Origin of the sequence: Bradyrhizobium sp. WBAH42 (genome assembly GCF_024585265.1) — a bacterium.
Lineage (GTDB): Bacteria > Pseudomonadota > Alphaproteobacteria > Rhizobiales > Xanthobacteraceae > Bradyrhizobium.
The window spans coordinates 2,752,413-2,769,448 of the sequence record NZ_CP036533.1; the positions used below are offsets into that span (position 1 = coordinate 2,752,413).

Here is a 17,036-nt window from a genome sequence, read left to right on the forward strand (position 1 = left end):
GACTTACCTGTTGAACTTGATGTTCTGAAGCGTCGCCAGCACGTTGGTATCCATGCTGACCGACGTCGCGGCGCCGGCGATCAGGACCAGCGCGGGATTGGTCGAGCTGTCGTTCTGGGCCTGGGTCGCATCCCACATCGCCGCAAAGCGCTGCACGAACTTGGTCACCTTGGCCGGGTCCTGGAAGTCGGCGAGATTGATCTTGTCCGCGATCATCTTGGCCTGGGCGTCGATGTCGGCCGAACTGATCGTCGCCGGCAGGCCGAGCGCGGTCTGCACCACCTGCGTCAGCGCCTTGTCGGCCAGGACCTGGTAGGCCGTCGTGATGGTGGAAGCCTTGCGGTTGAAATACAGCGCCAGCCGCAGGCCCTCGTTCTGGTCCCCGGCCTTCTCCTCCATCGTCTGCGTGACGAACTGGGTCGCCGTCCCGGTCGTGGCCGCGGCGGTCTGAGTCGCCTTGTCGCCGAGCGCGGCGAAATTGAAGGCGGTTGCGAATTGCCGGTAGCGGACGTCGGTCAGCTTGTTGGCGAAGGCGTCCTTGCTCGCGACCCCCTCGGTCAGCACCTTGCGCATGAACGCCTTGGCGTAGGTCATGTCGCTGAGGCCATAGGCCTTCATCGCATAGGAGTAGAGACGATAGTCCTTCAGGAAGTCGTCGATGGTCTTAACCTTGCCGATATGGCTGAGGAAGTAGTCGGTCTCGCGGCTGACATCCGGCTGCTGCGCGACCTGCGTCAGCGACTTGCCCATGTCCTTGGTCAACCTGGTGTAGTCTGCGATGGTGGATAGCATGACACGCGCCCCTCTGGCGCCGTTTGCGACGCCGCTTCAAGCTGCCGCCAATTGCTTGCGCGGGGCTGGCGACCTCGAAGCCAGCTTCGCGCAAGCGTCGCCGACTAGGTATTCCCGGTGGGATCGGCGATGGAGCGGCGCGTTGGGCAGTTTCGTGGGGATTTTCATCACGGTAGCGGCGCTGCTCGGCGGTTTTGCCGCCATGGGCGGGCATTTGGCCGTGCTCATGCAGCCGTGGGAATTCGTCATCATCATCGGCACCGCGGTCGGCACCTTCATCGTGGCCAATCCGTGGAAGACGGTCGTCGACAGCGGCGTCGCCTGCATGCAGGCCATCACCAACGCGGTGCCGGGACAGCGCTATTACCTCGACCTGCTCGGCGCGCTGCACGCCTTGATGCGCGAGCTGCGGGGCAAGGGCCGCAACGAGGTGGAGGCGCATATCGACGACCCCTCGAACTCCGAGATCTTCAAGGCATTCCCCAGCGTGCTCGGCGACCCCTCGCTGCTCCAGTTCATCTGCGATTACGTCCGTCTCATCATCATGGGCAATGCGCGCACGCACGAGATCGAGGCGCTGATGGACGAGGAGATCCACACCATCGTCAAGGGCAAGCTGGCTCCTTACCATGCACTGGTGACGGTGTCGGAGGCGATGCCGGCCCTCGGCATCGTCGCTGCGGTGCTCGGCGTCATCAAGGCGATGGGCGCGCTCGATCAGTCGCCGAAGCTGCTGGGCGGCTTCATCGGCGCCGCTCTCGTCGGCACCTTCGCCGGCATCTTCCTGTCCTACGGCATCATTTCGCCCTTCGCGATCAAGATCAAGATGATGCGCGAGAAGAAGTGCCGGCCCTACATCATCGTCAAGCAGACGCTGTTGGCGTTCATGAACGGCGCCATGCCCCAGATCGCGGTCGAGCACGGCCGCAAGATGATCTCGAGCAGCGAACGTCCCTCGATCGACGTCGTCGAGAACGAGACGATCGCAGGTCCCAAGGCCGTCGTTGCCGACGCTGAACCCAAGGCGGCGCGCGCATGATGATGGAAGACGCCGAAGTCGATCAGCGCAAGCAGCTGCCGAACTACCTGCTGGACGCTGCCGGCATATCGATCGACCGTATGCCGATGCTCAATGTGATCTTCGATCGCATGGCGGCATCGTGCACCGACAGCCTACAGCCGATGGCCGGAACGCCCTGCTATTTCTCGGTCAACGGCATCACCAACGATCCGCTCGGCGACATCATCAAGGACTACGAGGGCAACGCGGTCGCGGCCGTCCTCTATGCCGAGCAGTGGGACTCTCGCGTCATCATCATGCTCGACCGCGACTTCGTGTTCACGATGGTCGAGGCGATGTTCGGCTCCGACGGAGCGGAACCGCCGCTTGACGTCGAACGCACGTTCTCGAACATTGAGATCCGGCTGGTCCAGGCGCTGTTCGAGCGGTTCGCCAAGGCGCTGCAGGGCGCCTTCGCCGGAACGTCCAACGTCACCTTCCGCGTCGAGCGTGTCGAGACCGCGATGGCGTCGCTGGCGATCGGACGCGCCAGCAACATGTCGATCTGCGCGAACATGATGGTGCAGGCGCTCTACCGCGGCGGTCAGATGTTCCTGATCATTCCGCACTCCGCGCTCAACCCGCTCAGGCAGAAGCTTGCAACCGTCACCGCCAGCGACGGCCGCACGACCGATCCGCGTTGGCGCGAGCAGATGGAGAGCGAGGTCCAGCGTACCGAGGTGACGCTGAGCGCGGTGCTCGACGAGAAGATGATCTCGCTCGAGGACGTCGTGAAGTTCAAGGTGGGGCAGGTGCTGGAGCTGGAGGCCACGCCGCGCACGCTGGCTCGCCTCGAGAGCAACAATCAGGTGCTGTTCTGGTGTCAGATCGGCCAGCTTGATGGCTATTACGCCATGCAGGTGTCCGATCCCGTCGATCAGAAGCGGGAGTTCGTCGATGATATCCTATCTCGTTGATGCCGTGCTGCTGATCGCGCTCGCCTTCACCAGCATGCGGGTGACCCGGATGCACCGCGAGCTGGCGCGGTTGCGCAGCTATCAGGGCGAATTCTCGACCATCGTGCACGAGACCGCGGGCGCCTTCGACACCGTGATTACCGCGGCGCACGATTCCACCGCAAATCTCGGACGCCTTGCCAACGTGCTGAGCACGAAGATCGATCAGGCCCACGAGGCGATCGCGGCGCTCGACGCGCGGAGCGGGCTCGCACCAATCGCGACGGCGGCGACCGCCGATCTGAACAAGCATTGAAGCGCGAACCGGCAGAAGAATACGACCGGAACGCCGCGGCGCTCCGGCAGCGGAAATACCAAGAGGCGATACCAAATGGCGCAATCCTTCGACTATGAGTCTGCATCTGCATCGACTGAGGCCGAGACGTCACCGCTCGAACGCCTGGCCGAGATCGCCCAGCGCACGGCCGAGGAGACCGGCAAGTTCGCCAATGTCGACGCTATCCTGCGCATTCCCGTCACCATGCAGGTGGTGCTGGGATCGGCGACCATTCCGGTGGCGAACCTGATGAAGCTCGGACGCGGCGCGGTGGTTCCGCTCGATCACCGGGTCGGGGAGCCCGTCGATGTCGTCGTCAACGGCCGCATCGTCGCCCGCGGCGAGGTGGTCGTCGTCGAAGAGGACAATTCCCGCTTCGGCGTCTCGCTCACGGAGATCGTCGGGCCGCTGGGGCAGGGTGATACCTGACCATGGCGGCACCGGTCGGCATCGCTCCCGTCAAGCAGCGAGGCGTTACCACGCTGGGCGGCACGGAAAAGGTCGCCGCGCTCCTGCTGGCCATGGGCCGGCAGGCGGCCGCGAGCGTGCTGCAGCAGTTCGAGCCGCAGGAGATCCGCATCGTCACCAAGGCGGCGGCGGAGCTGCGGCCGATCACCGCGCAGGAGCTCGAGGGAATCGTCGAGGAGTTCGCCCAGCAATTCTCGATGGGCGCGAACATTCTCGGCACCCTCGGCGGTCTGGAGGCCGTGCTCGGCGACGTGCTTCCGGCTGATCAGGTTTCGGCGATCATGACGGACCTGCTCGGCAATTCGAGCCGCTCTGTGTGGGACCGCGTCTCGTCGGTGTCGGAAAATTCGCTGGCCACCTATCTGTCCAAGGAGCATCCGCAGACCGCGGCGCTCATCCTGTCCAAAGTCAAGCCGTCCTGCGCCGCCAAAGTGATGAGCCAGCTGCCGTCGAGCCTGCGCAACGAGTTGATGCGGCGCGTGCTCAGCCTCAAGCCGATCGTTGATGACGCGATGAAGGTCCTCGAGAAGACCCTGCACGAAGATCTGACGTTGAATTTCGCCCGCAACCTCGGCGCCGACACCTACGCTCGCGTCGCCGACATCATCAACAAGATGGAGCGCGGCCACATCGAGGACATCCTGAAGAGCCTGTCGGAGAAGCGTCCGAAGTCGGCCGAGGTGCTGAAGGAGTTGCTGTTCACCTTCGACGACGTCATCAACCTGGCGCCGAAGGCGCGCACCATGATCTTCGACCAGGTTCCGACCGACCGCATCGTGGTCGCGCTGAAGGGCACCGACAAGCATTTCCGCGAGGTGATCCTGTCCGCGGTCGCCTCGCGCGTCCGCCGCGTCGTCGAGGCCGAGCTCGCGATCGGCGAACCGTCGAACCAGCGCGACGTGCTCGAGGCGCGCCGTGTGATCACCGACCTCGCACTTGACCTCGCGGAGAAGGGCGAAATCGAGCTCAACCCCGACCAGGAGGATGAGCTGGTCTTCCGCTGACCGCTGAACGGGCATGGCAGAAACATCCGATCAGGAGAGCAAGACAGAAGAGCCGACCGAGAAGAAAGTCCGCGATGCGCTCGAACAGGGCAAGATTCCGGTCTCTCGGGAGGCCTCCATTTTCGCCTCGATGGCCGCGCTGATGGTGATCCAGGCGTTCCTGATCGGCCAGGGCGTGCAGCAATTGACGCCGACCCTGAAGAGCCTCCTCGACGATCCCGAGGGCTTCCCGCTCTCCAGCGGCGCGGACGCGCAGAACCTGCTCACCGTGGTCGGCCTGCAGGCCCTGCGGTTCCTGGTGCCGCTGGTCGTCATCCTCGTTGTGTTCGGGCTCGCCGCCTCGCTGCTGCAGAGCGCGCCGCGCTTCGTGCTCGAGCGCATCAAGCCTGACCTGTCGCGAATCTCTCCCGTCAGCGGCTGGAGCCGTTTGTTCGGAACGCAGGGCCTGATCGAGTTCGCCAAGTCGCTGTTCAAGCTTGGTGCGGTGACCGCCGTCGTCGCCTTCGTGCTGCGCGCGTCCGAAGCGAAGGCATTCGAGGCGATGTACACCGATCCGGTCGCGCTGCCGGAGATGATCCTCAACATCGCGATGCGCATAGTCTCGGCGATCTGCATCGCCACCATCGTCCTGGTGGCGATCGATCTCGCCTGGGCGCGCTTCCATTGGCGGCGCGAGCTGCGCATGACCAAGCAGGAGATCAAGGACGAGCACAAGCAGGCGGAAGGCGATCCGTTGATCAAGGCGCGCCTGCGCTCGCTGGCGCGCGACCGTTCGCGCCAACGCATGATCGCCTCGGCCTCGCGCGCGACGCTGGTGATTGCCAACCCGACGCACTTCGCGATCGCGCTGCGCTACAAGCGCGAGGAAAGCGCCGCGCCGCTCGTCGTGGCCAAGGGCATGGACGTGATCGCGCTGAAGATCCGCGAGGTCGCCGAGCAGAACCGAATCCCCGTCATCGAAAACAGGGCGCTGGCACGCGCGCTCTACGAGGCGGTTCAGGTCGATCAGGTGATTCCGGCGGAATTCTTCCGGCCCGTCGCGGAGATCATCTACTTCCTCCAATCCAAGCAGGCGCCGCGGCCCGAGAACGTCCGATAGATTTCCGCGGATGGTGCTTCGCGCAACAGCTTGACGAAAGCTTAACGCCCTAGGCTCGTCCCGAATGGATCAGAATGGGGCCGTCGTGGGACCGCTTTATCTCTTCGAACTCGCATCGTCGCAGGCGCGCTATCTCGAGCTGCGTCAGTCGACCATCGCCACCAACGTCGCCAACGCCAACACGCCGGGCTTTCGGGCCCGCGACGTCGAGCCGTTCAACAAGGTGCTCGACGGCATGCCGGTCAGGCTTGCGACGACGTCGCCCTCGCACATGCAATTGTCCGCAGCCGAGACCGATACGCGGGCGACCGCGAAGAAGGACAGTTGGGAAGTGGTTCACTCCGGCAACTCCGTCAGCCTCGAGCAGGAAATGATCAAGGGCAACGACGTCAATCGCGACTATTCGATGAACGCGGCGATCGTGCGGTCGTTTCATCGCATGGTCCTGTCGAGTGCAAAAGCCTGAGGTGAACTGAGATGCTGGACTCACTGAGCGCCTCTCTGACGGTCGCAAGCTCCGGGCTCGAAGCGCAGTCGACGCGCATGCGCATCGTCTCGGAAAATCTCGCGAACGCCACCTCGACGGGACGCGCCGCCGGCGCCGATCCGTATCAGCGCAAGACCATCACCTTCGACGCCGCGATGGACCGCGCCTCGGGCGCGCAGCTCGCGAAGGTCAAGGAGATCGGAGTCGACACCACGCCCTATCGCGTCGAGTACGATCCGGGGCATCCCGCCGCCGACAAGGCCGGCTACGTCAAGCTGCCGAACGTGAACATGATGATCGAGATGGCCGACATGCGGGAAGTCAACCGCTCCTATGAAGCCAATCTCCAGGTCGTAAAGCAGGTGAGGTCCATGCTCGGCATGAGCATCGACCTCCTGAGGAGCTGACCATGCTTGAAGCGATTTCATCCACCGCGATTTCCGCAGGGCAAGCGGCGAGCCGCGCGACGGAGACGCAGGCCGTCTCGCCTGCCGCGAGAACGTCTGTCCAGGCCGGTGACGATGTCGGCTTCGAATCGGTGATGAAGCAGGTGACGTCCGACGCGATCGGGACGCTGAAGGCGGGCGAAGCCGCATCGATCTCGGCAATGCAGGGCAAGGAATCGACGCGCCGCGTCGTGGAGGCGCTGATGTCGGCCGAGCAGGCCCTGCAGACGGCGGTCGCGGTTCGCGACAAGGTCGTGCAGGCCTACCAGGAAGTCGTTCGGATGTCGATTTGATCTGAAGGAGTGAGACAAGTGAAATCGCTCGCCATTGCGGCCACGGGCATGAACGCCCAGCAGACCAACATCGAAGTCATCGCGAACAACATCGCCAACATCAACTCGACGTCGTACAAGCGGGCGCGCGCCGAGTTCACCGATCTGTTCTACCAGATGGACCGCATGCAGGGCGTCGCGAACACCAACGGCTCCTCGCCGATTCCGGAAGGCGCCAATCTCGGCCTCGGCGTCAAGTCCGCGGCGATCCGCAAGCTGCACATCCAGGGCGCGCTGACGCAGACCGGAAACCCCTACGATCTCGCGATCAACGGCCGCGGCTGGTTTCAGGTGCTCGGCCCCAACAACGAGGTGCAATACACCCGTGCGGGCTCGTTCAACACCAATGCCAACGGCCAGCTCGTCACCATTGACGGTTACCTGCTGGACCCCGCGATCACGGTGCCGCAGGGAACGGTGGAGGTCACCGTCAATGCCACCGGCCAGGTGTTTGCCAAGCTCGATACGGAAGTGAATCCGCGGCAGATCGGCCAGCTCAACCTCGCCAATTTCGCCAACGAAGCAGGCCTCGAGCCGCTGGGCGGCAATCTCTACAAGGAGACCACGGCGTCCGGCACGCCGGTCGTCGGGCTGCCGGGCGATGCCGGCTACGGCAAGATCAACCAGAAATATCTCGAGGCCTCGAACGTCGACCCGGTCAAGGAAATCACCGAGCTGATCTCGGCGCAGCGTGCCTACGAAATGAATGCCAAGGTCATCCAGGCCTCGGATGAAATGGCCCAGACGGTCTCGAAGGGCATGCGCTAGTTCCGGTGTCTCGATGTTGAACAGGGTGGGCCTGATCGTGCGCGGGTTGGCCGCCGTACTGCTGGTACTCGTCGCGGCGCGGGGCGCCGCGGCCGAGGAGAAGCGGCTTCCCGTGCCGGCCGTCTCGATCCGCGCCGGCGAGCTGATCCGCGAAGAGATGATCACCGAGCGCGCCTTCGCGCCGAGCCTGCTCGGCGTTGCCATGTTCATCGAGGGACGTCAGGTCCTGGTCGGCCGCATGGCGCGGCGCGCGCTGTTGCCGGGCCAGCCCATTCCAACCAATGCGGTGGAGGATCCCTGGACCGTCGCGCGCGGCGCCATGGTCAAGGTCGTGGTCGAGGACAGCGGCCTGTCCATCGTCACTTACGGCTCGGCGATGCAGTCGGGTGCGGCCGGTGCGCTGATCCCGGTGCGCAACACGGACACCGGCGTGATCATCAGGGGCGTCGTCCAGCCGGACGGCACCGTCAAGGTCGTGGACGGGTCATGACCAGACTCCTGCTTGCGCTCATCCTGCTGGTGTCTGCCGCCAGCGCCCAGGCCGCCGTCCGCATCAAGGACATCGCGGACATCAAGGGTCTGCGCGAAAACCAGATCGTCGGCTACGGCCTCGTCATCGGCCTCAATGGCACCGGCGACACGCTGCGTAACGCGCCGTTCACCGAACAGTCCCTGCAGTCGATGCTCGAGAACATGGGCATCAACGTCAGGAACGAGACCACGAGCACGAACAATCCCCCGCGGCCGACCACGCTGCGCACCCGCAACGTCGCAGCGGTGATGGTAACGGCGGACCTTCCGCCTTCGATCGGGCCCGGCGAGCGCATGGACGTCACCGTCTCGTCGCTCGGCGATGCGACGTCGCTGCTCGGCGGCACGCTGGTGATGACGTCGCTGCGCGCGGCGGACGGCGCGGTCTATGCAGTGGCACAGGGCGCGATCACGGTTGCCGGTTACAGCGTCGGAGGCCAGGCGCAGAACGTCAGCCAGGGCACGCCGACGGCCGGACGCATCCCGAACGGTGCGCTGGTCGAACGCGAGGTGCAGGGAAGCCTCCACGAGATGGAGTTCCTGGTGCTCCAGCTGAAGAATCCCGACTTCGTCACCGCAACGCGCATCCTCGACGCCGTCAACCGCTACGCCGGCGGTCGCTACCGCGCGCAGATCGCGTTCGAGCGCGACTACCGCACCATCGTGCTGTCGAAGCCGCGTCATGTCGGCCCTGTCCGCTTCCTTGCCGAGATCGGCGAATTGGTGGTCGAGCCGGACACGCCGGCGCGGGTCGTGATCAACGAGCGCACCGGCACGGTCGTGATCGGGCGCGACGTGCGGATATCGACCGTTGCCGTGACCCACGGCAATCTGACGGTTCGCGTCACGGAGATGCCGGTTGTGTCGCAGCCGGCGCCGTTCTCGCGAGGACAGACGGTGGTCGTCCCGCAGACCGTGGTCGAAGCCAACGAGGCCGGATCGCAGGTGGCAATCCTGAGCGGGGTCGATCTCCAGCGCCTGGTGCGCGGGCTGAACCAGATCGGCCTCAAGCCATCAGGGATCATCGCGATCCTCCAGGCGATCAAGACGGCAGGCGCGCTGCAGGCCGACGTCATCGTGCAATGATGCGCAAGCGTCGTGCAAGCTTGGTCGCTCAATGCTCAGGTCTGAAGCGAGAATCGCACGCGGCCCGATGCTGAAGCTGTATCACAAAGCCAAACTACTCCTGCTGGCCGCGGCAACAATGCTCGCGAGCGTCTCGCCGGTGCTCGCCCTGGACGAGGCCAAGCCCTCGAAACCGCTCAACCTGCTCTCCTTCGCCCGTGCTCGTGCGGGCGGACCGCAGAAGCCGCAGCCGCCGGCCACCGCGACACCTGGCGAGAATGCGTCGGTCCGGGCCACGGCATGGGCGGCTGAAGATTCTGGCCCCGTCGTCACCGGCGCGGTGCCGGCTCCGGAAACGCCGACACCTGCGCCCGCGCCGGTCCGTCCGGCCAAGCCCGGCAGCGTCACGGCGCCGCCGAAGCCTGCGCTGCCGCAGGCCGCGCCGGCTCCCGACAACGAAATCGCCCTGTTCTGCAGCAACGTCGCCGATCCCGCCGTCGACGCAAGGCTGGCTTGGCAGCTCAAGGAGCTCGAGAAGGCCGAGAGCCTGCTGCGCGAGCGCATCGCGGAAGTCGAGGCCAAGCGCGTCGAATACGAGAAGTGGATGGCGCTGCGCGACGACTTCCTGAAAAAGGCCGAAGCCAGCGTCGTCGAGATCTATTCGCGCATGAAGCCCGAAGCTGCGGCGACCCAGATCGCCGGCATGGCCGACGAGACCGCCGCCGCCGTGCTCGCCAAGCTCAGCCCGCGCAGCTCGAGCGCGATCTTCAACGAGATGGACACGGCACGCGCGGCGCACCTCGCCGACCTGCTCGGCGGCATGCGTCGCGTGGACGACGGAAAGAGCAAATAGATGAACAAGCCGATCCTCTCCCTCCTCGCGGCGTCCGTGCTCCTGGCCGGGTGCTATCATGATCCGGCCGAAGTCCTGATCGGTCCGCAGATGTCGCCCGTCGGCAGCGGCCTGCGGATGCAGGCCGATCCGATCCCGGTGACGCCGCGCATGCGCACGCCCGTCAGCTACCGCTCCACCTGGGACGACGGCACCGATCTCTACCGCGATCCCCGCGCCCGCCGCACCGGCGACGTCGTGACGGTGATCATCTCGATGCAGGACAAGGCCAAGCTGGACAACAAGACCGGCCGTTCGCGCGATTCGCAGGTGAAGTTCGGGCTCGACTGGCTGATGGACGTCGCCGGATGGAAAGACACGGGTTCGGCCAACGCCAATCTCAGCACCAACACCCAGATCAAGGGCAACGGCCAGATCGACCGCACCGAAGACATCAAGCTGTCCATCGCGGCCATCGTCACCGACGTGCTGCCGAACGGCAACATGATGATCAGCGGTTCGCAGGAATTTCGCGTCAACACGGAGATGCGCGTGCTCAACGTCGGCGGCATCGTACGTCCGCGCGATATCTCGCGGGCCAACACGATCTCCTACGACAAGATCGCCGAGGCGCGCGTGTCCTATGGCGGGCGCGGAAATCTGTCGGACGTGCAGCAGCCTGGATGGGGACACCGGATCTATGATGCCGTGGCACCGTTCTGAGACCGGCACCGCGTCGCGATGGCAGGGGACGCCATGCGCCTGATCGCCGCCATCGTCGTGCTGACCCTGATCGCGATCGGCGCGGGCGCGGTTGCCGGCCTGCATCTGATCGCAACCGCCGAGCGCGTTGCCGACGCGAAGAAGAGCGCCACCCCGCCGCCGATCGCGTCGAGCTACGCCGGCAGCGCGCGGCTCAGGAAATTGTCCCCGATCGTGACCAATCTCGCCGCGCCGGCCAACAATTGGGCGCGCATCGAAGCCTCGATGGTGACCGACAGCATGAGCGACGAGGATGCCGGCATTCTGGCCGCCCATATCAGCGAGGACATCGTGACCTATCTTCGGTCGGCGACCGTTACCCAGTTCGAGGGATCGCGCGGGCTCCAGCATCTGCGCGACGACCTGACCGAGCGCGCCAATATCCGCTCGTCGGGCAAGGTCCGTGAATTGATCATCGAGACGCTGGTGATCCAGTGAGGGTGAAAGTCCTGCTGCTCGCGCTGGTTCTGGTCGTGCTGCCCGAGGCGGCGCTGGCCCAGATTCCGGACCTGAATTCCCTGCTGCCGCCCGGAAACGGCTCGACCAGCGGCCGGATCATCCAGCTGATGGCGCTGATCACGGTGCTGTCGGTGGCGCCAGGGCTGCTCATCATGGTGACGAGCTTCACGCGATTTGCGGTGGCGTTGTCGTTCCTGCGCGCCGGTCTCGGCCTCCAGACCACACCTGCCAACCTGGTGCTGATCAGTCTCGCGCTGTTCATGACCTTCTACGTGATGGCGCCGACCTTCGACCGGGCCTGGGAGAGCGGCGTCCAGCCGCTGATGAAGAACGAGATATCGGAGGAGGAGGCCTATCTGAAGATCACGGATCCGTTCCGCGAGTTCATGCTGGCCCATGTCCGCGACAAGGATCTCCAGACCTTCGAGGCGCTCGCCGCGGAAAGCTTCCGCAGGAAGTTCGACGACAAGCGGATCGATCTGCGCGTCATCATTCCGGCCTTCATGATCTCCGAGCTCCGGCGCTCGTTCGAGATCGGATTCCTCATCATCCTGCCGTTCCTGGTGATCGACATGATCGTGGCGACGCTGACCATGTCGATGGGCATGATGATGATGCCGCCGACGATCCTCGCGCTGCCGTTCAAGATGCTGTTCTTCGTGCTGATCGACGGCTGGAATCTGCTGGCCTCCGGCCTGGTCCGCTCGTTCTCGTGAGCGCCGCGATCGCCGGCCGGCCGTTATGGTTAAGCGAAACGCACTGGTTATGGTTAGCGGGGCGTAATGTTAACCATATGATTTCACTGTTGAATTCAAGCCCATCTTAATCCGGAAGCAAGATTCGGCGTGCTAGCAATGCGGCACGGCGGGTTGGACCCATACTGATCGGTCCAAAGGCATGATGCCGCCCTTCCGTACCGGTGAAAGCCCGGTATGTCCCCTCGTGAAAATGTAACGCGTACATAAAGGGACATTCGCAATGTCAAGCCTGCTTACGAACTCGACCGCCATGACCGCACTCCAGACGCTGCGGTCTGTGGGTTCGCAACTCTCCACCACGCAGAACCGGATCTCCACCGGTCAGCGCGTGGCCACCGCTTCGGACAACGCCGCCTATTGGTCGATCGCCACCTCGATGCGCGCCGACAACGCCGCGCTCTCCGCCGTCTCCGACTCGCTCGGTCTGTCGGCTGCGACCGTCGACACCGAATATACCGCTCTGACCACGGTCATCGGTGACAAGGACTCCGGTCTGACCAAGCTCCAGTCGCTGCTGGTGCAAGCCAAGACCGCGGGTATCGACCGCACCAAGATCCAGGCGGACGTCACCCAGATCCAGCAGCAGATGAAGAGCACGGCCAATGCCGCGACCTTCAACGGCATCAACTGGCTGAGCACGACGACCGGCACCACGCCGACGAGCTTCAGCCTGGTGTCGTCGTATTCTCGCGTCGGCGGCACGCCCACCATCGGCTCGATCACCGTGACGACCGCCAACTACACGCTCTACTCGACCACCCAGACCGGCATTCTGGACACCGTGGCCGGCAGCGCCTCGGTCGACACGATCAACATCTCCGCGCTGACGGACTCGGCAGCCGACCAGACCACGCTCGATGGCTACATCGCGCAGGTCACGACCGCCATCAACTCGGTGGCCGCGTCCGCCGCCAATCTCGGTGCCGTCAAGAACCGTATTTCGACCAACACGGAGTTCGTGAAGTCGCTGATGGACTCGGTTGACCGCGGTGTCGGCCAGCTCGTCGACGCGGACATGAATGCGGAATCCACCCGCCTTGCCGCGCTTCAGGTTCAGCAGCAGCTCGGCGTTCAGGCGCTTTCGATCGCCAACAACAGCAGCCAGAGCATCCTGTCGCTGTTCCGCTAAGGCTTGGATCATCGGGGGAGGGCCGCGCTTCTCGCGAAGCGCGGCCCTTTCGTTTGGCGTTACGCTGCGCACGCCGTCATTTCGGCTGCCAGTTGCAGGCAGAGCACAGAGCCACAAGCCTCGCACAAGCTTCGCTCGTTAACCTCGCCGCTACGACAGATTGGGCCTTGAACCCGCGTTTGCGGCACGCCCAAAGGCATGACGCCGCTCTGTCGTACCGGTGCAAGCCCGGTATGTCCCCTAAGCTCGTTTCAATCTTCAAAGGGACATCAAAATGGGTTCTAGCCTTCTCACCAACTCCTCCGCCATGACCGCGCTCCAGACCCTGCGGTCTGTCAGCGCGCAACTCGCCACCACGCAGAACCGGATCTCCACCGGTCAGCGCGTGTCCACTGCTTCGGACAACGCCGCCTACTGGTCGATCGCGACCTCGATGCGCTCCGACAACGCCGCACTGTCCGCGGTCTCCGACTCGCTCGGTCTGTCGGCTGCGACCGTCGACACCGAATACACCGCTCTGACCTCGGTGATCGGCGACAAGGAATCCGGCCTGACCAAGCTGCAGGCGCTGCTGGTCGAAGCCAAGACCGCGGGTATCGACCGCACCAAGATCCAGGCGGACATCACCCAGATCCAGCAGGACATGAAGCTCAAGGCCAATTCGGCCACCTTCAACGGCATCAACTGGCTGAGCACCACGACGGGTACCACCCCGACGAGCTTCAACCTCGTCTCGTCCTACTCGCGTGTCGGCGGAACCCCGACGATCGGTTCGATCACCATCACGACCGCCAACTACACGCTCTACTCCACCACGCAGACCGGCATTCTCGACACCGTGGCCGCCAGCGCCTCGGTCGACACGATCAACATCTCCGCGCTGACCGACTCGGCGGCCGACCAGACCACGCTCGATGGCTACATCTCGAAGGTCACCGCTGCGATCAACTCGGTGGCCTCGGCCGCTGCCGATCTCGGTGCGGTCAAGAACCGTATCTCGACCAACACGGAATTCGTCAAGACCCTGATGGACTCCGTGGATCGCGGTGTCGGCCAGCTCGTCGACGCCGACATGAACGCGGAATCGACCCGGCTCCAGGCGCTGCAGACCCAGCAGCAGCTAGGCGTTCAGGCGCTCTCGATCGCCAACCAGAACAGCCAGAGCATCCTGTCGCTGTTCCGCGGCTAAGCGGCGCACTCGAAAACGACCGTGCTCCCTCGGGGAGCACGGTCCCCGCCGCGATGGTGGGCGCGCCGACGCGCGACGTGCCGGCAATCGACCTCCCGACGCCAGACTTCTTGCGACACGCTGCAGCCGGTCGGGCTGCCGTGCGCCCGATCGCTCGCTCGTGGCTGCCAAACCGATTGCATCGTCCAGCCTTGTAAAATTGCAACGCCGCGCCAGCGAACCCGCACATTCGCGCCTCGCGCAACCTTCAGACAAGGTTGGCAGCTGAGTGTCCTCACCATTCGCATTGGTACGAGGTCATATGCTCAGTCGTGCGCAGGTACAGCAACTGCTCAACAATCTGCTGGAGCTTGGGCCGCGACGCCTGATGGCCTTGGGACTGATCGGCTTTGCGGTTCTCGTCACCGTCGTCGGCGGCGCCTATTATCTCAGCCGCCCCGAGTTCGAGACGCTCTACACCGGGCTCACCCGCGAAGACGTGACGCGCATCGGCGCGGCGCTGCGCGAGCAGAACATCACCTTCGACGTCAATTCCGCCGGTGATGCGGTCTCGGTGCGTCCGAGCCAGACCATGCAGGCGCGGATGCTGCTCGCCGAGAAGGGGCTGCCGACCAGCGCCAATTCCGGTTACGAGCTGTTCGACAAGATCGGCTCGCTCGGGCTGACCTCGTTCATGCAGGAGGTCACCAAGCTGCGCGCGCTCGAGGGCGAGATCGCCCGCACCGTCCAGCTGATGAAGGGCGTGAAGGCGGCGCGCGTGCATATCGTGCTGCCGGTGCGCGGATCGTTCCGCGCGACGCAGCAGCCGCCTTCGGCCTCGGTCGTGCTGCGCACCGACGGCGCGATCGAGGCACGCACGGCGCAGTCGATCCGGCATCTCGTCGCCGCCGCCATTCCCGGCATGAGCCGCGACAAGGTGACGGTGCTCGACGCCGACGGCTCGATGCTGCTCGCTGAAGAGGACGAGGCCAGCGCCGCGCCGACCAAGATGGCGAGCCTGCAGAAGACGGTCAGCGGCATGGTGCAGGAGAACATCCGCAAGGCGCTGACGCCGTATCTCGGCCTCGACAATTTCGAGGTGAGCGTCGCTCCGCAGCTGTCCACCGACAAGCGGCAGATCAACGAGACGGTCTACGATCCCGAGAACCGCGCCGAGCGCTCGGTGCGGGCCGTGCGCGAGAAGGAATCCTCGCAGAACGCCGACCGTTCGTCGCCGACCACGGTGCAGCAGAACCTCCCCGACCAGCAGGTGAATGCAGGAGGCGGCAAGAACTCCAGCGAGGACAAGACCCGCCGCGAGGACGTTACCAATTTCGAGGTCTCGTCCAAGACCACGACGACGGTCAGCGACGGCTATTCGGTCAAGAAGCTGTTCATCGCCGTGCTGGTGAACCGCGCGCGGCTGGTCGCCGATCTCGGCGACAAGAGCAACCAGGCCATCATCGACAGCAAGCTCGCCGAGATCAGCCAGCTCGCGGCGACGGCGGGCGGATTGGACAAGGCGCGCGGCGACCAGATCCAAGTGACGGCCGTCGACTTCATCGAAGGATCGCGCGAGCTGGCGCCGGTGCCGCCGATCAGCTTCGTCGAGATGATCAACAAGCAGCTCGGCAGCGTCATCAACGCGATCACGATCCTGGCCGTGGCCTCGATGCTGGTCTGGTTCGGGCTGCGGCCGGCGGTCAACGGCATTCTGACCCATCGCGCGGAGCAGGAGCAGGTCGAGGCGACCGAGGCCGCCCAGCTCGAAGCTTCGGCGGCCCTTGCGCTGGCCGACAGCGAGGAGGCCGAGCTCAACCTCGTCGAAGACCTCGAAGGCAAGATGCAGCGAACGCCGCAGAAGCGGCTGGAGCAGATCGTCCGGCTCGATCAGATGCAGGCGGCGGCGATCCTTAAAGACTGGATGCGACGCGAGGAGGCGGCATGAACGCGGCAATCGGAAAACTCCTGACGCAGTTCGACGCGAATGGCCGGGTCAAGTCGCCGCCGCCTCCGCCGCCGAAAATCCAGGACGTGCTGACCAGGCCGAAGGAGGCGAGGCGCGATCCGCAGCCTCAAGCGCAGCCGCAGGCCCAGACGCAGCTTCAGGCGCCGTCTCCGGTGCCTGCGACGGAAGCGCCGCCGGTCAATCTGCTGGACGATGCCTATCGACGCGGCCATGCCGCGGGCGTCGCGGAAGCCGACGCCAAGCTGGCCGAGGAGCGCGTCCGCAGTGCGATCCGGCTCGGCGAGGAGCGGGCCAAATGGTCCGACCAGCAGGCGGTCGCGATCGTCAGCGGCTTCGAGGCGGCGTGCCGCGAGATCGAAACCAACATCGCAAGCTCGGTGGCGCGGATCCTGCTGCCGTTCCTCACCGATGCGGTGCGCGACAAGGCGATCGGATCGCTGGTCGAGCAGATCGCGGTGCTGACCGGCAACTCGTCGGTGCCGGCCTTCAAGGTCACCGGCCCGAGCGAGCTGCTGGATCTCGTGAAGACGCAGCTCGAGGCATCCAGGCGAACGGGCATCGCATACGAGGCCGCCGAGACGCTCGAGGTTCGCGTCGTGGCCGACCAGACCGTGATCGAGACGCAGATCACGGCCTGGAGCGAACGCCTCAAGGAAGCGCGCCGGTAGTCCGTC

Annotated in this window: 21 protein-coding genes; 20 read left to right on the forward strand and 1 reads right to left on the reverse strand. The window is 64.8% G+C overall.

The window, feature by feature from the left end; genetic code table 11:
* Positions 1–3: 3 nt before the first annotated feature.
* Positions 4–792 carry a DUF1217 domain-containing protein gene (locus DCG74_RS12865; protein WP_172786970.1) on the reverse strand — a complete coding sequence of 263 codons (789 nt, stop codon included), beginning with the start codon at positions 790–792 and terminating at the stop codon, positions 4–6.
* Positions 793–934: 142 nt separating this feature from the next.
* Between DCG74_RS12865 and motA the strand changes: the two genes are divergently transcribed.
* The 20 genes from motA (at position 935) to DCG74_RS12965 (ending at position 17,030) form a co-directional block, all read left to right on the forward strand.
* The gene (gene motA, locus DCG74_RS12870) at positions 935–1,831 is read left to right on the forward strand and encodes a flagellar motor stator protein MotA (RefSeq protein WP_172786969.1); all 897 of its coding nucleotides are present in this window, start codon (positions 935–937) and stop codon (positions 1,829–1,831) included.
* Positions 1,828–2,769, forward strand: a complete 942-nt coding sequence (locus DCG74_RS12875) for a flagellar motor switch protein FliM (RefSeq protein WP_172786968.1) — start codon at positions 1,828–1,830, stop codon at positions 2,767–2,769. Before motA ends, DCG74_RS12875 begins: the two co-directional genes overlap by 4 nt.
* On the forward strand, positions 2,750–3,064 hold the full coding sequence (locus DCG74_RS12880; RefSeq protein ID WP_172786967.1) for a hypothetical protein: 315 nt from the start codon (positions 2,750–2,752) through the stop codon (positions 3,062–3,064). Before DCG74_RS12875 ends, DCG74_RS12880 begins: the two co-directional genes overlap by 20 nt.
* 75 nt (positions 3,065–3,139) lie before the next feature.
* Complete coding sequence (gene fliN / locus DCG74_RS12885) at positions 3,140–3,514, forward strand: flagellar motor switch protein FliN (RefSeq protein WP_172786966.1); 375 nt, start codon at positions 3,140–3,142, stop codon at positions 3,512–3,514.
* Between the two features lie 2 nt (positions 3,515–3,516).
* A complete protein-coding gene (locus DCG74_RS12890; protein WP_172786965.1) occupies positions 3,517–4,557 on the forward strand; it encodes a flagellar motor switch protein FliG in 1,041 nt (346 codons plus the stop codon).
* 13 nt (positions 4,558–4,570) lie between these two features.
* The gene (gene flhB, locus DCG74_RS12895) at positions 4,571–5,656 is read left to right on the forward strand and encodes a flagellar biosynthesis protein FlhB (protein WP_172786964.1); all 1,086 of its coding nucleotides are present in this window, start codon (positions 4,571–4,573) and stop codon (positions 5,654–5,656) included.
* 64 nt (positions 5,657–5,720) lie between these two features.
* Complete coding sequence (gene flgB, locus DCG74_RS12900) at positions 5,721–6,122, forward strand: flagellar basal body rod protein FlgB (RefSeq protein WP_172786963.1); 402 nt, start codon at positions 5,721–5,723, stop codon at positions 6,120–6,122.
* A gap of 11 nt (positions 6,123–6,133) precedes the next feature.
* Positions 6,134–6,550 carry a flagellar basal body rod protein FlgC gene (gene flgC, locus DCG74_RS12905; protein ID WP_172786962.1) on the forward strand — a complete coding sequence of 139 codons (417 nt, stop codon included), beginning with the start codon at positions 6,134–6,136 and terminating at the stop codon, positions 6,548–6,550.
* A gap of 2 nt (positions 6,551–6,552) precedes the next feature.
* Positions 6,553–6,882 carry a flagellar hook-basal body complex protein FliE gene (locus tag DCG74_RS12910; RefSeq protein WP_172786961.1) on the forward strand — a complete coding sequence of 110 codons (330 nt, stop codon included), beginning with the start codon at positions 6,553–6,555 and terminating at the stop codon, positions 6,880–6,882.
* Positions 6,883–6,900: 18 nt separating this feature from the next.
* A complete protein-coding gene (gene flgG / locus DCG74_RS12915) occupies positions 6,901–7,689 on the forward strand; it encodes a flagellar basal-body rod protein FlgG (RefSeq protein ID WP_172786960.1) in 789 nt (262 codons plus the stop codon).
* Between the two features lie 13 nt (positions 7,690–7,702).
* Positions 7,703–8,179: a flagellar basal body P-ring formation chaperone FlgA gene (gene flgA / locus DCG74_RS12920; RefSeq protein ID WP_172786959.1), complete on the forward strand. Its 477-nt coding sequence runs from the start codon at positions 7,703–7,705 to the stop codon at positions 8,177–8,179.
* Positions 8,176–9,306, forward strand: coding sequence for a flagellar basal body P-ring protein FlgI (gene flgI, locus DCG74_RS12925; RefSeq protein WP_128263899.1), 1,131 nt, complete (start codon positions 8,176–8,178; stop codon positions 9,304–9,306). Before flgA ends, flgI begins: the two co-directional genes overlap by 4 nt.
* A gap of 67 nt (positions 9,307–9,373) precedes the next feature.
* On the forward strand, positions 9,374–10,138 hold the full coding sequence (locus DCG74_RS12930; RefSeq protein ID WP_172786958.1) for a MotE family protein: 765 nt from the start codon (positions 9,374–9,376) through the stop codon (positions 10,136–10,138).
* Entirely contained in the window at positions 10,139–10,840 is a 702-nt protein-coding gene (gene flgH, locus DCG74_RS12935) for a flagellar basal body L-ring protein FlgH (RefSeq protein ID WP_172786957.1), read from the forward strand.
* A gap of 33 nt (positions 10,841–10,873) precedes the next feature.
* On the forward strand, positions 10,874–11,317 hold the full coding sequence (locus DCG74_RS12940; RefSeq protein WP_172786956.1) for a flagellar basal body-associated FliL family protein: 444 nt from the start codon (positions 10,874–10,876) through the stop codon (positions 11,315–11,317).
* Entirely contained in the window at positions 11,314–12,054 is a 741-nt protein-coding gene (gene fliP, locus DCG74_RS12945; RefSeq protein WP_128263897.1) for a flagellar type III secretion system pore protein FliP, read from the forward strand. The genes DCG74_RS12940 and fliP overlap by 4 nt, the downstream gene beginning before the upstream one ends.
* A 262-nt stretch (positions 12,055–12,316) precedes the next feature.
* Entirely contained in the window at positions 12,317–13,225 is a 909-nt protein-coding gene (locus tag DCG74_RS12950; RefSeq protein WP_172786955.1) for a flagellin, read from the forward strand.
* A gap of 274 nt (positions 13,226–13,499) precedes the next feature.
* Complete coding sequence (locus tag DCG74_RS12955) at positions 13,500–14,414, forward strand: flagellin (RefSeq protein WP_172786954.1); 915 nt, start codon at positions 13,500–13,502, stop codon at positions 14,412–14,414.
* Between the two features lie 301 nt (positions 14,415–14,715).
* The gene (gene fliF / locus DCG74_RS12960) at positions 14,716–16,341 is read left to right on the forward strand and encodes a flagellar basal-body MS-ring/collar protein FliF (RefSeq protein ID WP_172786953.1); all 1,626 of its coding nucleotides are present in this window, start codon (positions 14,716–14,718) and stop codon (positions 16,339–16,341) included.
* Entirely contained in the window at positions 16,338–17,030 is a 693-nt protein-coding gene (locus tag DCG74_RS12965; RefSeq protein ID WP_172786952.1) for a hypothetical protein, read from the forward strand. The genes fliF and DCG74_RS12965 overlap by 4 nt, the downstream gene beginning before the upstream one ends.
* The last annotated feature ends 6 nt before the right edge of the window (positions 17,031–17,036 follow it).

Excerpts from the sequence above, each read along its gene's own strand:
- flhB (WP_172786964.1), top strand. The coding sequence starts at position 4,571 with ATGGCAGAAACATCCGATCAGGAGAGCAAGACAGAAGAGCCGACCGAG.
- DCG74_RS12965 (WP_172786952.1), top strand. The coding sequence starts at position 16,338 with ATGAACGCGGCAATCGGAAAACTCCTGACGCAGTTCGACGCGAATGGC.
- fliN (WP_172786966.1), top strand. The coding sequence starts at position 3,140 with ATGGCGCAATCCTTCGACTATGAGTCTGCATCTGCATCGACTGAGGCC.
- flgI (WP_128263899.1), top strand. The coding sequence starts at position 8,176 with ATGACCAGACTCCTGCTTGCGCTCATCCTGCTGGTGTCTGCCGCCAGC.
- flgC (WP_172786962.1), top strand. The coding sequence starts at position 6,134 with ATGCTGGACTCACTGAGCGCCTCTCTGACGGTCGCAAGCTCCGGGCTC.
- DCG74_RS12910 (WP_172786961.1), top strand. The coding sequence starts at position 6,553 with ATGCTTGAAGCGATTTCATCCACCGCGATTTCCGCAGGGCAAGCGGCG.
- DCG74_RS12950 (WP_172786955.1), top strand. The coding sequence starts at position 12,317 with ATGTCAAGCCTGCTTACGAACTCGACCGCCATGACCGCACTCCAGACG.
- flgA (WP_172786959.1), top strand. The coding sequence starts at position 7,703 with ATGTTGAACAGGGTGGGCCTGATCGTGCGCGGGTTGGCCGCCGTACTG.
- DCG74_RS12880 (WP_172786967.1), top strand. The coding sequence starts at position 2,750 with ATGATATCCTATCTCGTTGATGCCGTGCTGCTGATCGCGCTCGCCTTC.
- DCG74_RS12940 (WP_172786956.1), top strand. The coding sequence starts at position 10,874 with ATGCGCCTGATCGCCGCCATCGTCGTGCTGACCCTGATCGCGATCGGC.
- DCG74_RS12955 (WP_172786954.1), top strand. The coding sequence starts at position 13,500 with ATGGGTTCTAGCCTTCTCACCAACTCCTCCGCCATGACCGCGCTCCAG.
- flgB (WP_172786963.1), top strand. The coding sequence starts at position 5,721 with ATGGATCAGAATGGGGCCGTCGTGGGACCGCTTTATCTCTTCGAACTC.
- DCG74_RS12875 (WP_172786968.1), top strand. The coding sequence starts at position 1,828 with ATGATGATGGAAGACGCCGAAGTCGATCAGCGCAAGCAGCTGCCGAAC.
- flgH (WP_172786957.1), top strand. The coding sequence starts at position 10,139 with ATGAACAAGCCGATCCTCTCCCTCCTCGCGGCGTCCGTGCTCCTGGCC.
- fliF (WP_172786953.1), top strand. The coding sequence starts at position 14,716 with ATGCTCAGTCGTGCGCAGGTACAGCAACTGCTCAACAATCTGCTGGAG.
- DCG74_RS12930 (WP_172786958.1), top strand. The coding sequence starts at position 9,374 with ATGCTGAAGCTGTATCACAAAGCCAAACTACTCCTGCTGGCCGCGGCA.
- DCG74_RS12865 (WP_172786970.1), bottom strand. The coding sequence starts at position 792 with ATGCTATCCACCATCGCAGACTACACCAGGTTGACCAAGGACATGGGC.
- DCG74_RS12890 (WP_172786965.1), top strand. The coding sequence starts at position 3,517 with ATGGCGGCACCGGTCGGCATCGCTCCCGTCAAGCAGCGAGGCGTTACC.